15 protein-coding genes are annotated in these 14,232 nt (G+C 70.7%); 7 read left to right on the forward strand and 8 right to left on the reverse strand.

The features are described from left to right. The first annotated feature begins 32 nt into the window (after positions 1–32). Entirely contained in the window at positions 33–929 is an 897-nt protein-coding gene (locus ACIBM5_RS23420) for a phosphotransferase family protein (RefSeq protein ID WP_396008707.1), read from the forward strand. Positions 930–1,079: 150 nt separating this feature from the next. Here ACIBM5_RS23420 and ACIBM5_RS23425 read toward each other — a convergent pair whose 3' ends face one another. Beyond that, on the reverse strand, positions 1,080–1,616 hold the full coding sequence (locus ACIBM5_RS23425; protein ID WP_391587508.1) for an RICIN domain-containing protein: 537 nt from the start codon (positions 1,614–1,616) through the stop codon (positions 1,080–1,082). Positions 1,617–2,105: 489 nt separating this feature from the next. Then, positions 2,106–2,693: a TetR/AcrR family transcriptional regulator gene (locus ACIBM5_RS23430; protein WP_396008595.1), complete on the reverse strand. Its 588-nt coding sequence runs from the start codon at positions 2,691–2,693 to the stop codon at positions 2,106–2,108. 70 nt (positions 2,694–2,763) lie between these two features. Between ACIBM5_RS23430 and ACIBM5_RS23435 the strand changes: the two genes are divergently transcribed. Then, positions 2,764–3,657, forward strand: a complete 894-nt coding sequence (locus tag ACIBM5_RS23435; protein WP_396008596.1) for an NADP-dependent oxidoreductase — start codon at positions 2,764–2,766, stop codon at positions 3,655–3,657. Positions 3,658–3,703: 46 nt separating this feature from the next. Here ACIBM5_RS23435 and ACIBM5_RS23440 read toward each other — a convergent pair whose 3' ends face one another. Further along, a complete protein-coding gene (locus tag ACIBM5_RS23440; RefSeq protein WP_396008597.1) occupies positions 3,704–4,798 on the reverse strand; it encodes a Gfo/Idh/MocA family protein in 1,095 nt (364 codons plus the stop codon). A gap of 163 nt (positions 4,799–4,961) precedes the next feature. Further along, positions 4,962–5,423, reverse strand: a complete 462-nt coding sequence (locus tag ACIBM5_RS23445; protein WP_396008598.1) for a hypothetical protein — start codon at positions 5,421–5,423, stop codon at positions 4,962–4,964. 114 nt (positions 5,424–5,537) lie between these two features. Between ACIBM5_RS23445 and ACIBM5_RS23450 the strand changes: the two genes are divergently transcribed. From ACIBM5_RS23450 to ACIBM5_RS23460, 3 genes are all read left to right on the forward strand, one after another. Then, positions 5,538–5,990, forward strand: a complete 453-nt coding sequence (locus ACIBM5_RS23450; RefSeq protein WP_396008599.1) for a PaaI family thioesterase — start codon at positions 5,538–5,540, stop codon at positions 5,988–5,990. A 123-nt stretch (positions 5,991–6,113) separates the two neighbouring features. Continuing rightward, on the forward strand, positions 6,114–7,766 hold the full coding sequence (locus ACIBM5_RS23455; protein WP_396008600.1) for an AMP-binding protein: 1,653 nt from the start codon (positions 6,114–6,116) through the stop codon (positions 7,764–7,766). A gap of 37 nt (positions 7,767–7,803) precedes the next feature. After that, the gene (locus ACIBM5_RS23460; protein ID WP_396008601.1) at positions 7,804–8,682 is read left to right on the forward strand and encodes a PaaX family transcriptional regulator C-terminal domain-containing protein; all 879 of its coding nucleotides are present in this window, start codon (positions 7,804–7,806) and stop codon (positions 8,680–8,682) included. 249 nt (positions 8,683–8,931) lie between these two features. On the opposite strand, the gene ACIBM5_RS23465 is transcribed toward ACIBM5_RS23460, so the two are convergent. After that, entirely contained in the window at positions 8,932–10,026 is a 1,095-nt protein-coding gene (locus ACIBM5_RS23465; protein WP_396008602.1) for an alpha/beta hydrolase, read from the reverse strand. 40 nt (positions 10,027–10,066) lie between these two features. Then, positions 10,067–11,089 carry an alpha/beta hydrolase gene (locus tag ACIBM5_RS23470; RefSeq protein WP_396008603.1) on the reverse strand — a complete coding sequence of 341 codons (1,023 nt, stop codon included), beginning with the start codon at positions 11,087–11,089 and terminating at the stop codon, positions 10,067–10,069. Between the two features lie 233 nt (positions 11,090–11,322). Here ACIBM5_RS23470 and ACIBM5_RS23475 point away from each other — a divergent pair, with 233 nt between their 5' ends. Beyond that, a complete protein-coding gene (locus tag ACIBM5_RS23475) occupies positions 11,323–11,931 on the forward strand; it encodes a hypothetical protein (RefSeq protein WP_396008604.1) in 609 nt (202 codons plus the stop codon). Continuing rightward, positions 11,928–13,169: a PrsW family intramembrane metalloprotease gene (locus tag ACIBM5_RS23480; protein WP_396008605.1), complete on the forward strand. Its 1,242-nt coding sequence runs from the start codon at positions 11,928–11,930 to the stop codon at positions 13,167–13,169. Before ACIBM5_RS23475 ends, ACIBM5_RS23480 begins: the two co-directional genes overlap by 4 nt. Before the next feature lie 64 nt (positions 13,170–13,233). Here ACIBM5_RS23480 and ACIBM5_RS23485 read toward each other — a convergent pair whose 3' ends face one another. After that, positions 13,234–13,455, reverse strand: a complete 222-nt coding sequence (locus ACIBM5_RS23485) for a hypothetical protein (RefSeq protein WP_391587496.1) — start codon at positions 13,453–13,455, stop codon at positions 13,234–13,236. 110 nt (positions 13,456–13,565) lie between these two features. Next, on the reverse strand, positions 13,566–14,183 hold the full coding sequence (locus ACIBM5_RS23490) for a TetR/AcrR family transcriptional regulator (protein ID WP_396008606.1): 618 nt from the start codon (positions 14,181–14,183) through the stop codon (positions 13,566–13,568). Between the last annotated feature and the right edge of the window lie 49 nt (positions 14,184–14,232).

The following is a 14,232-nucleotide window of genomic DNA, read 5'->3' on the forward strand; positions in this document are numbered from 1 at the left end:
GGGTCGAGGCGGGGTTGGCCTCGGGGGAGCGGGTGGTGGGGGGCGAGCGGCTGATCGGGGGCTGGACCTCGGTGATGCGGCGATTGCGGGTGGTCGGGCCCGGGGGTGAACGGCCGCTGGTGCTGCGGTCGTTCGTGAAGCCGTTCTTTCTGGCGCATGCGGAGGGCCTGCTGGACCGTGAGGCGACGATCCTCGGGCTGCTTGCCGACACCGACATTCCGGCCGCGACGTGCCTGGCCGTGGACCCGCGTGGCGAGCACTGCGATCATCCGTCCCTGCTGATGTCGTTGCTCCCGGGCGGGATTCGGCTGGGCGACGACGGTGCCGACGAGCGGATCGGGCCGCTCGCCCGCCAACTCGTCGCCGTGCACGCGGTCGTGGTCGACGATCGCGATCGACCTCGCGACTATCAGGCGTGGGCCGCCCCCGAGGGCGTGCGCGTACCCGAGGATTCCGGGCGACCCGAGCTCTGGCGGCGTGCGATCGACCTGATTCGGCGCGAACCGCCGCCGTATCGTGGGTGCTTCCTGCATCGCGACTTCCACCCGGGCAACGTGCTTTTCACCGGCGAGGGTGCGCACACCCGGGTCACCGGCGTGGTCGACTGGGTGGAGACCTCATGGGGGCCGGCCGATCTGGACGTCGCGCACTGCTCGACCGCCCTGGCCCTGCTGCACGGGCCGGCCGCCGGGATGAGCTTCGCCGCCGCCTATGCCGCGGCCGGCGGTCGGCTCGCCGAGGACCCCGCCGCCCACCTGTACTGGCGCCTGCTCGACGCGCTCGGCTACGCCCCCGACGCGGGGAAGATCGCCGTCCCGTGGCGCGAGGCGGGTCGACCCGACCTGACCTCGACCCTCGTGGCCGGGCGCCTGGAGGAGTATGTCGCCGCACTGCTGGACCACTTCGACGAATCGGTGCGGAGGCGCTGATCGACCCTGCGGGTCGCGGCGTTCCGGGGGTCGAGTGGGGCTGGTGGTCGGTTTCGGGGGGCTCGTTGCGGTGCGTTGTCGCGCGTGGTGCGATGGGTGTGGTGCGCACCGGGGTTGCCGATGCGCACCGTGTCGTGCACCGCGGGTGGGTTAGTCGAGGAAGCCGAAGGTCTGGCTCAGGACCGGCTTGTTGTCGGCGATCCGGCAGGTCGCGATGTACATCGCACCGCCGTTGTAGTTCTGGTTGGGGTCGGCCTCCAGACACCGTCCGGAGGTCGGGTTGAACCACGCGTTGACGTTGATCGGGATCCATGCCTGGGAGGTGCCGACGTTGCAGTCCCACAGTCGGACCGGGGAAAATTCTCCGGTACCCATCGCCTGCAGGCACTTGAACCCGGTGCCGCCGACCACGAGGCTGTACGCCGCGCTGCCGTTGTTCTGCGGCACGGCGAGCCAGAGTTGATTGTTCGGGGTGGTGCTGTTGGCCGGATTGCCGATGCACTGCCACTGCTGGACGGTGGCGCCGTTCGTATTGAGGTTGTTGGCATCGGCATCCAGGCATTTCCAGTTGGATCCGATGAGCATGCGCGAGAAATGATTCGGAATGACCATGGCGGACGCGGACTGTGGAATGGCGAGCAGCAGGAGCGCGCACGCGGCGAGTACGCCGGCGATCTTCTTGATCATTTTCAGCCTCCGTCGGGATGCCCGTCGCCATACCCGGGGTTGGCGTTCGGGTGGCTCAGAGGATGGCCGGGGAGGATCGATCTCTCAAGCAACCCGATGGTCGAGGTGATGGGATTCGGCCACCGACGGGCCGCTGTCGGGCCATCGCTCGGCCGGCTCGGGCCTTGGCCGTTTGTGCCGGTTCCGGTGCCGGTATTCCCGGTCGATGGAGCGCCGGCGCGAAAATGCCGGACCCCGCTGCCCCGTATTGCATTCTTTTCGGGCGGATGAGCGGGAGTCGGCGTCGGATATTTGCCCGGCGGATGATCGACCGGAAATAGACCGAGGTTTTTCCATTGACACGTGTAAGTGTCGCGCGTCGATGCCGGAATTCCCGATGATACACCGGACCGTTTCGGCCCCGGCCGGCCGGGTGGGGTTATCGAATTTCCGTTTTCCGGAATTAAGGATTCCGGAAAGCGGAAGGGGGCGATCCGCAGCAACGGCTTCTCACGCACGTGGTGAGGGGCGGCCGACCTCCCAGGACGCCTCGATCATCCGGAAGATCTCGTCCACCGCGGCCTGCGGATCGGCCGCCTCGCGGGCCAGTGAATAGGCGTCGATCACGAACCTGGCGATCGTCCGGCAGGCCGTGGTGGTCCGCGGCAGGTCGAGGTCGGCGGCGATGGCCGTTGCCAGCGACTCCGCGTGCCGCAGCCGCATCGACTCCTCGTACTCCCGCAGGCCGGGTGATTCGTCGATCATGCGCCAGATCGGGGCGGCGCCGTCCCCCGTGCAATGGTCCACCAGGGCCCGGATCTCGCCGCGCAGTGCGGGGATGAGCGGCTCGTGCGGCGCCCGGCCGGTGACCGCCCGGATGAGACCTTGTTCGAAGTCTTCGTCCTGCTCGAACACCAGCGCCTCTTTCGAGGCGAAGTGGGAGAAGAGCGTGGTGACGGCCACGTCGGCCTCGGCGGCCACGTCCCGGATGCCCACCGCGTCGTACCCGCGTTCCAGGAAGAGCCGCAGGGCGGTGTCGGCGATCTTCTGGCGGGTCGCGGCCTTCTTGCGTTCGCGGCGTCCGGGCGGCACGGTCATGACCTGACGCTATCAGATGCGAATGCGTAACCGTTGTTAAACGCTAACCGTTAGTGTTACGGTCCGACGCATGAAGAAAGTGAGCTTCGCCGAGTTCGGCGGTCCGGACGTGCTGCGCCTCGAAGACGCCGAGGAGCCCCACGCGGGCCCCGGCCAAGTACGCATAGCCGTGCGGGCGGCGGGTGTGAACCCCGTCGACTGGCGGGTCCGTGAAGGCCAGGTTTTGAAGGCCCATCCGATCGAATTGCCCGCCGGTGTCGGGCTGGACGCAGCCGGGGTGGTGGACGAGGTCGGCGAGGGCGTCGACGGGGTCGAGGTCGGCGACCACGTGTTCGGCGAAGGTTCGAGCACCTATGCCGAGTTCGCCGTGCTGTCGGCCTGGGCGCGGATGCCCGAGGGCCTGACGTTCGAAGAGGCCGCGGGGTACCCCTCCGTGGTGGAGACCGCGCTGCGCATCATCCGTGAGGTGGGCGTGCAGCCCGGGCAGACGCTGCTGGTCAGCGGTGCGTCCGGGGGAGTCGGATCGGCGGTCCTACAGATCGCCCGGGACCGCGGCATCACGGTGATCGGCACGGCCGGGGCCCCGAACCAGGACTACCTGCGTGGCCTGGGCGCCCTCGCCACGACGTACGGCGAGGGGTGGGTCGAGCGGGTGCGCGGGCTCGGCCGGGTCGACGCGGCCCTGGACCTGGCCGGCTCGGGTGTGATCCGCGAGTTGGTCGAGCTGACCGGGGACCCGCGGAAGGTGGTCTCCATCGCCGATCTCGGCGCGCCGGAGTTCGGCGTGCGGTTCTCCGGCACGGCCGGGAGCGTGCCGGACGCGCTCGCCGAGGCCACCGACCTCATCTCGCGGGGAAAGCTCCACATCCCGGTCGAGAAGTCCTACACGCTCGCCGAGGCCGCGGCGGCGCACATCGACAGCCGAGCCGGCCACACGCGCGGGCGCCGAGTCGTGGTCGTCTGAGCCGTTTCCGGGGCAACGGCCCGGCCCGGCGCGCCGAATTCCTCGACTACCGGGTGCACGGGACCCACTGACCGCCGGCGGCGGCGGAGGCGCGGATGGCGTCGAGGACGCGTTGGCCGGCGACGCCGTCGGCGAAGGTGGCGTGCCGGGGGGTCTCGGCGGCGGGGTCGCCGTCGATCAGGGCGGCGAACGCGGCGGCGAGGCGGGTGTACGGCGCGCGGTCGATGCCCATCGAGTGGAGCAGGTCGTAGGCGGTGTGCATCAGGTCGGACGGGGGCGCGATCGGGTCCGGGTTGACCAGGTCGGCGGGGGTTTCCACGCGGCGGTCGCCGGAGGCGTCGGCGAGCCAGACGTCGTCGAACTCGACCCAGGCCGTGCCGTGGGTGCCGGCCACGCGCGTGGTCATCAGCGGCGGCCCGTAGATCCCGGCGGAGCTTTGCAGCGTGCCCTCGACCCCGGTCACCGTGCGGAAGCGGACGTTGAAGGTGTCCTCGGCGGTCTGCCCCGGCCGGTCCGCGACCAGTGGCAGGCCCGCGCTGACGCCCGCGAACTCGCCGAGCGTGTGCCGGATCTGGTCGATCCAGTGCGAGGCGTGCGCCCCCAACCAGCCGCCGCCCTCCTCGGCCCGACCCCACCACGCGGGCACCTCGGCGGCCGGTCCGGTCAGGACCGGGATGTGCAACAACCAGGTGGCGAGCCGGGGTTCGCCGATCGCGCCGGCCGCGATCAGCCGCGCGAGCAGGGCTTGCGAGGACTGCCAGCGGAACTCGGTGCCCAGCATGTGCACGACGCCGGCCTGCTGCGCCGCCGCCAACATCCGCGCCGCCTCGTTCGCGTCGCTCGCGAACGGCTTCTCGCACACCACGTGCTTGCCCGCCGCGACCGCCGCGAGCACGATCTCGGCGTGCGTGTGCGGCGGCGTGGCCACGGTCACCGCGTCCACGCCGTCCAGGGCGAGCGCCGCGTCGAGGTCGGTGAACGCGTACGGCACCCCGAAGCGCTCGGCCCGCTCGGCGGTACGCACCGGGTCCCGGCCGACCAGTGCCCGTACCTCGAAGCCCGCGTCCCGGAAGGCGGGCAGGTGGGTGATGCACCCGAAACCGGTTCCCACGATCGCCACACCCAGCTTGTTCCGCGCCATGACGTCGCTCTCCTTCTTCGGGGCCGAGGCTTCGGTGCCGGCCGCGGCCACGGCGGGGGCGGATCCACCGCGCGCCGGCCGGGGCCGAAACGCGCGCCTACGGTAAGGGAAGCTGTCCAATTTCGCCATGACGTCACCGTGTGACGAACCGCATCCGGCGGGGTCAGCGGTTCCGGTATGCCGACACGCCCTCGACGGTCAGTCGCGCCCGCGCCATCCGGCCCGCGCCGATCGTCGGCTCCGGGTCCAGGATCAGCCCGAGTTCCGCGCGTACCGCCGTCGTCGGCAGTGCCGCCTCGACCTCGGCGGCGGGATAACCGAACAGGTCGACGTCCCGCCAGACGACCGGATCCGTCTCGGTGCCGGGCTCGCGTTCGAAGACGATCGTGCGGCACCCGTGCTCGGAGCCGGTCACGTCGATGCGCAGGGTGCCCGATCGGCCGCCGAAGCTCCAGAACTCCCGGTGGCCGTCGTCGACCAGGCGCGTGCCGGCGCACGACCAGTAGGGGCGCACGTCCACCACCGTGGACAGTGCCCATTGGGCCTGCTGCTCGCTCATCCCGAAGCGCAGCATGCCGGCGCCGCGCGGCAACACCACGCCCACGCCCGGCAGTAGTTCGAACATGCCCCGATTGTGCACACCGGCCCCGGCCGCGGTGATTCGGACTCTGGTTCGATGATCACCTGCCCGTATCCGCTCCCCACCGGGCCTGTTTCCCGAGCGAAAGGTGATACCGCGATGACCGAGACCCCCACCGACCAGCCGACCGGCTCCGAGGCGCTCGACTTCGCCCGATCCGTGCTCGCCGCCCAGCCGTTCAGCCGACTCGTCGGGGCCAGGATCACCGAGTTCGGCGGTGGGCGGGCCACCCTGGAGGTCGACGTCCGCGACGAACTCCGGCAACAGAACGGCTACTTGCACGGCGGCGTGCTCGCCTACGCGGCCGACAACGCGATCACCTTCGCGGCCGGCAGCACCCTCGGCTCGGCCGTGCTGACCGGCAGCGTGTCCGTTCAGTACCTGCGGCCGGCGCTCGGTGCCGTGTTGCGCGCGGAGGCACGGATCGTGCATGCCGGTCGCCGGCAGGCGGTCTGCGACTGCGACCTGATCATGCGGGGCGCCGACGGCGGCGAGACGGTCTGCGCGATCGGCCGGGGCACGGTGCTGGTGGTCGACGGCACCGCCGACTGACGGCCCCCTGGCGCCTGCTGCCTGCCGCCCGCCGCCCGCCGGGGCGAGGGGATGTCCTCGAGGGTGGATGTCGCGTACCGTTGACTGTCGTCACGATGGCAACAGGATGATGAGGTGCCGGCCATGCAGCTCCGTCCCTCCGCACACGTCGACACGTTCTCCCGGGATCGGCTGCCGCCGGTCGAGCAGTGGCCCGAGCTGATCTTCGAGCTGCCGGAAGTGCGCTATCCGGACCGGCTCAACTGCGCCGTCGCGCTGCTCGACGACACCATCGCGCGCCACGGGGCGCACCGGCGCTGCCTGCTCACCGCCGACGAGACCTGGACCTACGGCGACCTGCTCACCCGGGCCAACCAGGTCGCACACGTGCTGACCGAGGACCTGGGCGTGGTGCCCGGCAACCGGGTCCTGTTGCGCGGCCCCAACAACCCCTGGCTGGTCGCGAGCTGGTTCGGCGCGCTGAAAGCCGGCGCGGTCGTGGTGACCACCATGCCGCTGCTGCGCGCCCACGAACTCGACGCCATCCACGAGATCGCCCGGCCCACCGCCGCACTGTGCGACCACCGCTTCACCGCCGAACTCGACGCGGCGCGGACCCCCGGCCTGCGTGTACTGACCTACGGCGGGCCCGGCGAGGACACGCTGCCCGCCCGCTGCGCCGCGAAGAGCACCGGGTACGAGGCGGTGGACACCGCGTGCGACGACGTCGCGCTGATCGCGTTCACGTCCGGGACGACCGGTCGGCCGAAGGCCACGATGCACTTCCACCGGGACGTACTCGCCATCGCCGACACCTTCTCCGCGCACGTCGTCCGCCCCGAGCCCACCGACCTGTTCACCGGGACCCCGCCGCTGGGCTTCACCTTCGGCCTCGGCGGGCTGGTGGTGTTCCCGCTGCGGGCGGGCGCGGCCACGCTGCTCCTGGAGCGGGCCACCCCCGAGGAGCTCGCCGCCGTCGTGGCCGAGCGGCGGGTCACCGTACTGTTCACCGCGCCGACCGCCTATCGGTCCATCCTCGGCGCCGGGCTCGTCGACCTGCTCGCGGGCGTGCGGCGCTGCGTGTCGGCCGGCGAGGCGTTGCCGGTCGGCGTGTGGCAGGCGTATCACGACGCGATCGGGACGCGAATCATCGACGGGATCGGTGCGACCGAGATGTTGCACGTGTTCGTCTCCGCCGCCGACGACGCGATCCGCCCGGGGGCGACCGGGCTGCCGGTGCCCGGCTACCGCGCCGCGGTGCTGGGGTCGGACGGCAAGCCGGTCCCGGACGGTACGCCCGGGCAGCTCGCGGTCAAGGGCCCGACCGGCTGCCGTTACCTCGACGATCCGCGGCAGTTCGACTACGTGCGGGACGGCTGGAACATCACCGGCGACACCTACATCCGCGACGCCGACGGCTACCTCTGGTACCAGGCCCGCAGCGACGACATGATCGTCTCGTCCGGCTACAACATCGCCGGCCCCGAGGTGGAGGCGGTGCTGTGCGCCCACCCGGACGTGGCCGAGTGCGGGGTGGTCGGGGCGGCCGACGAGCGGCGCGGGATGGTGGTCAAGGCATACGTGGTGCTGCACCCCGGGGTGGTCGCGGACGAGGCCACGGCGCGTGCGCTCCAGACATTCGTGAAGCAGACCATGGCGCCGTACAAGTACCCGCGGCTGGTCGAGTTCGTGTCCGAGCTGCCGCGCACCGACACGGGCAAGCTGCGGCGCGGCGAACTGCGCCGGCGTGCGGCGCGGGGTACGCCGGTAGCCGAGGCGGGGCCGGCTCCCGGATAGGATCGCCGGCGAACCAGACTCCGCGAGGAAGGCGACCATGGCGGAGACCCCGGCCCGGCCCAGCTCGTTGATCAACACCGTGTACGGCGCGTTCGTGCGTGGTCTCGGCGGGTGGATCTCGATCGCCGACCTGATCGTGCTGATGGGCGAACTCGGCGTGGACGCGCCTGCGGTGCGATCGGCGATCTCGCGGCTGAAGAAGCGCGGCACGCTCACCCAGGAGCGGCGGGACGGCACCGGGTATCGGCTCAGTCCGGCGATGGAGTCGATCTTCGACGAGGGCGATCGGCGGATCTTCGGCAACCTGGAGCCGGCGCGGCTGGAGGACGGCTGGGTGCTGGCGATCTTCTCGGTGCCCGAGTCCGAGCGCGCGCACCGCCACCAACTGCGGTCGCGGCTGACGTGGCTGGGCTTCGGCAATGTGTCGCCGGGGGTGTGGATCGCGCCGGCCCGGCTGCTGGAGGATGCTCGGCGCACCCTGGTTCGGGTCGAACTCGCGGACTACGTACACCTGTTCACGGGCGATGCGGCATTCGCGGAGTTGGGCTCCGCGGTCGGGGACTGGTGGGACTTCGAGGCGATCGAGGAGCAGTACGCGCTGTTCACCGACGAGTACGGTCCGGCCGCCGCCGAACTCGTGGGGCGGCCAGTGGTGGATACGGTCGACGCGTTTCGCACGTACGTGCCGATGTTGACGCAATGGCGGCGGTTGCCGTATCTGGATCCGGGGCTGCCGGCGGAGTTGTTGCCTGCGGATTGGAATGCGGTCGAGGCTCGGAAGGTGTTTCTGTCCCTGCACTCGCTCCTTGCGGAGGGGGCGAGGGGGCACGTTCGGGAGGTGGCCGGGTTGGCCTCAGGCGCGGGCCGGGCTGAATTGGCCTCAGGCGCGGGCCGGGCTGATGGGGTGTTCGGCTGACCTTGGGCGTTGGTCGGGCTGGGGTGGCCTCAAGCGCCGGCCGGGCTGAATCGGCCTCAAGCGCCGGCCGGGCTGATGGGGTGTTCGGCTGACCTTGGGCGTTGGTCGGGCTGGGGTGGCCTCAAGCGCCGGCCGGGCTGAATTGGCCTCAGGCGCCGGCCGGGCTGAGTGTGCTCAAGCGCCGCACGGGCTGCTTGGCCTCAGGCGCCGGCCGGGCTGAGTGTGGTTGTGGGGACTGGGGTGGTGGGGTCAGGTCATTGTTTTGGTGAGCCAGCGGAAGACGTCGGGGACCATTCGGCGCCAGACGTCGGTGCCGTGGCCGCCGCCGTTGATTTCGGCGAGGGTGATGGCTGTGGGGGGTTTGGCGAGGGCCTTGAGGGCTTGGGCGTCGCCGTAGCCGTCGCCCTTCTCGCCGGCCAGGTACAGGGCGACCTTGGGGGGCTGGGGTGCGCCCTTGAGGATGGTCAGCGGGTTCGCCGAGACGCGCAGGGCCGGGTCCTTGGACGTGACCGAGTCGGACTCGCCCTTGGGGTCGTTGTAGCCGGACAGGCTCACGCCCGCGCCGTAGCGGTCCGGGTGCAGCAGCGCCATCCGGACGGCGCAGTGGCCGCCGGCCGAGTAGCCCGCGATGGCCCAGTGCTTGGGGTCGGTCTCGGCGCGGAAGTTGTCGATCACCATGCGGCGCACGTCGCCGGAGATCCAGGTGTCCGCGTTGGCCTTGCCCGGCACGTCCGCGCAGCCGGTGTCCTCGTTGCCCGCGAGCAGCTTGGTCCGCGGCGAGACCAGGATGAACGGTGCCACCTCACCCTTGGCCATCAGGCTCTTGAGCTGCTTGTTGACGTCCAGCGTGCCGAACCAGGCCTTGGCCGAGCCGGGGTAGCCGGGCAGCAGTTCGACGACGGGGAACTTCTTGTCCGCGAACGCCGGGTCCTTGTACTGCGGCGGCAGCCACACGTAGACCTCGGCCTCGACGGCCGACTGCGGGCCCTTGAGGTTGGTCTCCTGGACGCCGTCGCCCATCTTGCCGTCGGAGGCGGGCTCGAACTTGCTGATCAGCTTCTGCTCGGGCGCCGGCGGCGGAGCCGGTTCGCGGGCCTCGGTCACGTGGCCGCCACCGGTGCCCAGGAAGTCGTCCCAGGTGTCGTAGAGGCTGTTCGCGTTGTTGACCATCACGAAGACCATCAGGATGGCCGTCGCCTGGCACGTGACGAGCATGAACAGCCGTCCGACGATCCTGACCGCCTTCGGCCCGGGGATGCGGTTCCATGCGACCAGAGCCAGCACGAGGGCCGCGATGGCGAGCACGATGGTCGTTATGTAGAAGGGAGTACCGGTCAGGCTCACTGTGGTCTTCCAGGGGGATTCAGCGACGATCCGGACACGGTCAGTCGGCGGTGGGCGGGGACATGTGTCGGCCGAGCCAGCCGAGCAGATCCGGGATCATCTTCTTGAAGTGCGACGTCAGATGCCTGCCGGCGGGCTGCTCGTAGTACTCGATGCGTACGGGTGGGGCTGCCTTCGCGACGAAGGCCTTGACCAGGCGGACCTCGGCCGCGTCCCCGCCGCCCGCGGTCGCGAGCACGTCGATGTCCGCCTTGCCCGCGGCGATCAGCTTGTCCGGGCTGTTGGCGAGCCGCTCGGCCTCGTGGCCCTTCCACAGCGGGGAGTCCGGGTTGAAGTAGCCGTCGATCGGCACCGCGACCTTGAACCGGTCCGGGTGCTGGAGCGCGAGCTTGATGCTGCAGAACGCGCCGGTGGAGGCACCCATCACCCCCCACCCGGCCGGGTCGCGCAGCGTGCGGAAGTTGGCCTTGACCAGGTCGGGGATGTCCTGAGCCATCCAGGTGCCCATCTTCGGCTGTCCCGGGATGTCACTGCATTCGAGGCTGCGCTTCTCGTCCTTCTCCAGGTTCTGCACCGGCATCACCATGATGAACGGATGACTCGTGCCGGCCCGGCTCTGGCGTACGGCCTCCTGCTGGATCGGCAACTGGTTGTCGGTCCAGGTGTTGTAGCCGTTGCTCTGGCCACCCGCGTAGAGCGTGAGCACCGGGAAACCGTGCTTCGCGAAGGCCGGGTCGTTGTACTCCGGCGGCAGCCACACCCACACCTTGCCGGTGACCCCCGACTTGGGGCCCGTGTACGAGGTCATCAGGATCGGCCCGACCGAGGTGGTCGTGGCGGTCGTGAAGTTCGTCGTGGGACCGGTCGGCATCACGGCCTTGGTCGGCGCGGCGGGCTTGGCGGGCGGGCTCGCCGCGCCGCCGGACTGCGACGGTGCCGCCGTGGACTTGGCGTGTTCGGCCGCCGAATCGCCGGACGAGCCGCACGCGGACGCGGTCACCGCGACGAGTACGGCACCGAGCAGCGCCGTCGCGCGACGACGGCGTGCGGAAAGGGAGTTCAAGGGAAGGGCTCCGGCAGGCGTCAGGGGGTGCTGTTGACAAAAACGACCTTAACCGGGCATCGAAACGGTCACTCGACGGCTCTGTAACAGCCGTCCATCGATCGGCGGGACGAAAACAGCGTTTTCGTGATTTTACCGTGACCGAGTCACCCCTTCGGTCGAGCCACGAGTGACTTTCGGCGACGGCGAGGGTACCGGCGAGGACGCCGTCGGCCGCAACCAGGAGTTCGCGCTTGTCCTTCACCACGCCTGTCCCGCGACCCCCCTCCCCGGATTCGAGTCCGAGTTCGAGGTCGGGGCCGATTCCGCGTACGCACGGACTGCGCGCGACGGTCGTGGTGGCGCTCGTGATGTTGTTCCTGATCGCGATTCCGTACCTGCTCAACCGCTCCGTCGTCGGCGCCGCGCCGGTGCGGGCCGGCCAGGTGGTCACGCTGGGACCCTTCCGCTATCGGCCGGCGCCGGGTTGGCAGATCGACCGGGGTGCCTCGCAGGCCGATCTGGTCAGCGTGCTGGTCAAGGGCGCGACCACGTACCGACTGACCCCGCTGGGCCGGCAGTCCTCGGCCGCGGGCGCGTTCAGGGCGGCGGCGCGTCGTTACGAGGCGACCGGGCGCGGACGGATCGGCGGCGACCCGGCCACGGTGGCCACCGCACGCGGGCTCACCGGCCTGGTCGCGCCGATCAGCGGGAACACCGTGGCCGGCACGCTCACCGTCCTGGTCGGCGGCGGCCAGGGTCTGGGGATCTCGCTCACCGCCCGGCACACCGCGCCGCTGACCGAGGCGATCGCCGACGACGTGGTGACCATGGTGGATTCGGTGGAGGTGGTCGACTCGTGAGTGTGGCTCCGCTGACCGATCGCCGGGGCCGGCGGGACGCGGGCAGCATCGTGCAGCCCGGGCGTGCCGCGTTCTGGCTGTATCCGATCGTGCTCGCGCTCGGCGCCGCGAGCGTGGTGCCCAACTTCGTCCGGCTGTCCTCGGCCGCGCCCTCCGGCGCGATCGTGCTGAGCGTGGTGATCCACACGCTGTGGTTGATCCCGGCGCTTGCCGTGATCACCCACCTGGACCTGTTCGAGCGCGAGCCGCTGTCGTTCTGCGTGGCCGCGGTGCTGTGGGGCGGCGTGGTGGCGACCGGGTTCGCGCTCGTGGCCAACGACAACGTGCTCAGCTATCTGTCCAAGCTGGATCCCAAGTTCGCCACCGACTGGGGTGCCTCGATCTCGGCGCCGGTGGTCGAGGAGACGCTCAAGCTGCTCGGCGTGGTGATGCTGATCCTGATCAACCGCCGGGTCTTCGAGAGCGTGCTCGACGGCTTCGTCTTCGGCGCGCTGGTCGGCCTCGGGTTCCAGGTGGTCGAGAACGTGATGTACGCGCTGTACGCGGCGATCCAGGCGGGCGAGACCTGGACCGGCGGGATCATGGCCAGCTTCTTCGTCCGGGCGATCGTCAACGGGCTGTGGAGCCACGCGGCGTTCACCGCGATGACCGGCGCGGGCGTGGCGTACGTGGTGGTCGGTGTCCGGCGGCGGCTCGCGGTTCGGCTCGCGGCGGCCGGCGCGCTGTACGCGGTCGCGTGGGCCCTGCACTTCGTGAACAACTCGCCGATCCTGGAGATCGTCCTGGAGCGCACCGACTGGTACCTGACCATCGTGCAGATCGTGCTCAACGGGCTGGTCGTGCTCGCCATCGCGAGCTTCGTCTACCGGCTCGCCGCCCGGCAGGAGTACCGCTGGTTCGCGCACGCGGTGGGCGACGAGCCGGATTTGCTGCCACTGCGCGAACTCGCCGCGCTCGCCTCGAACAAGACGCGTAAGGAAGCGGTGGAGGCGGCCCGGCGCGAACACGGTCGCAAGGCGGCCCGGGCGCAGAGCCGATTGCAGCGCGCCCAGTTGGGCTACGGTGTCGCGCTGGCCCGCTCCGCCGACCCGGACAGCGATCCGGGTGTGGCCCGCTGGCATCGCCGGATCGACCGGGCCCGAGCCCAGGTGGTGGCCGCGGACGCGGAACCGCCCGAGTCACCGGATGCGCCGACGCCGCATGCGAAGACGCGCCGCGAGTTGCCGGAGGTGCCGTAGTCGGATCCGGCCGGCTTCGGGCCGCCGCGGCGGCGTCGAGCCGAAGCCGGCCGGATCCGGACGGTCAGCGACAGGTGTGCGGGTCCGGCGCGGTTCGCCGGTCCGCCTGTCGGGGCCATTCGGTGTCCTGCACCCACGCGGTCTCGTCGAGATCGGTGAGTCGGTCCTCGCGCAGCAGGTCCCTGGGCGCGGTGCTGAGGTCACGACGACCGAGCGAACGCACCACCAGGAGTACGGTCAGGCCGAGCAGACACGCTGAGACGGCGAGCACGACGAGTCCGTCCATGGTGCTCCTCCCTACCTACCTCCAGGGCAGTTGCCCTCCATGCTCCCGTGCGAAGGCGACATTGGGAACCCGACGCAGATGAACACGGGGCGACGGGTTGCGCCGCGCCGTCACCGGGCATCCGGCGGCTCGGTGCACCCCGGGGGCGCGGTCAGCGCGTCCAGGTGGGCGGCGACGATCGAGCGCATCCGGTCCGAGCCGACCAGGGCGGGGCGCATCGCGGCGTGGACCGCGAGGCCGTCGAGGAGGGCGTGCAGCCGGTCGGTTTCCAGGTCGAGCGCGGGCTCGGGTGTGCCGGCCGGGAGCAGGGCGCGGATCAGACCGGCGCAGCCCGAACGCAGCGTCTCGTAGCCCTCGTCGCGCAGCGCGCTCAACTCGGGGTGCACCAGGGACCGGGCGGTGAACGCCAACCAGACCTCGTTCTCGGCGCGGCGTTCGGCGTCCAGCGGCAGCAGTTCGGCGAGCACCTGCTCGGCTCGCGCGCGCGGGTCGCCCAGCGGCGGCAGCGCGGCGATCCGGGCCTCGATGCGATCGATGATCAGCCGCAGGGCAAAGGTGAGCAGGTCGTCCTGCGAGGCGAAGTAGTGCCGCAGCGAACCCATCGACAGGTTCGCCTCGCGGGCCACGTTGCGCACCGAGGCATGTTCGAGTCCGTCGCGGCGGATCACGCGCCAGACGGCCTCGGCGAGTTCGCGCCGACGTTCCTCGGGATCGACCAGCTTCGGCATGGCGCTTTTATAGCACAGGTGTGTTAGCGTGCGTGAAGTAGTACGACTG

The organism is Embleya sp. NPDC050493 (assembly GCF_044458105.1).
In the GTDB taxonomy this organism is placed as follows: Bacteria; Actinomycetota; Actinomycetes; order Streptomycetales; family Streptomycetaceae; genus Embleya.

Excerpts from the sequence above, each read along its gene's own strand:
- ACIBM5_RS23425 (WP_391587508.1), bottom strand. The coding sequence starts at position 1,616 with ATGATCAAGAAGATCGCCGGCGTACTCGCCGCGTGCGCGCTCCTGCTG.
- ACIBM5_RS23430 (WP_396008595.1), bottom strand. The coding sequence starts at position 2,693 with ATGACCGTGCCGCCCGGACGCCGCGAACGCAAGAAGGCCGCGACCCGC.
- ACIBM5_RS23435 (WP_396008596.1), top strand. The coding sequence starts at position 2,764 with ATGAAGAAAGTGAGCTTCGCCGAGTTCGGCGGTCCGGACGTGCTGCGC.
- ACIBM5_RS23440 (WP_396008597.1), bottom strand. The coding sequence starts at position 4,798 with ATGGCGCGGAACAAGCTGGGTGTGGCGATCGTGGGAACCGGTTTCGGG.
- ACIBM5_RS23445 (WP_396008598.1), bottom strand. The coding sequence starts at position 5,423 with ATGTTCGAACTACTGCCGGGCGTGGGCGTGGTGTTGCCGCGCGGCGCC.
- ACIBM5_RS23450 (WP_396008599.1), top strand. The coding sequence starts at position 5,538 with ATGACCGAGACCCCCACCGACCAGCCGACCGGCTCCGAGGCGCTCGAC.
- ACIBM5_RS23455 (WP_396008600.1), top strand. The coding sequence starts at position 6,114 with ATGCAGCTCCGTCCCTCCGCACACGTCGACACGTTCTCCCGGGATCGG.
- ACIBM5_RS23460 (WP_396008601.1), top strand. The coding sequence starts at position 7,804 with ATGGCGGAGACCCCGGCCCGGCCCAGCTCGTTGATCAACACCGTGTAC.
- ACIBM5_RS23485 (WP_391587496.1), bottom strand. The coding sequence starts at position 13,455 with ATGGACGGACTCGTCGTGCTCGCCGTCTCAGCGTGTCTGCTCGGCCTG.
- ACIBM5_RS23490 (WP_396008606.1), bottom strand. The coding sequence starts at position 14,183 with ATGCCGAAGCTGGTCGATCCCGAGGAACGTCGGCGCGAACTCGCCGAG.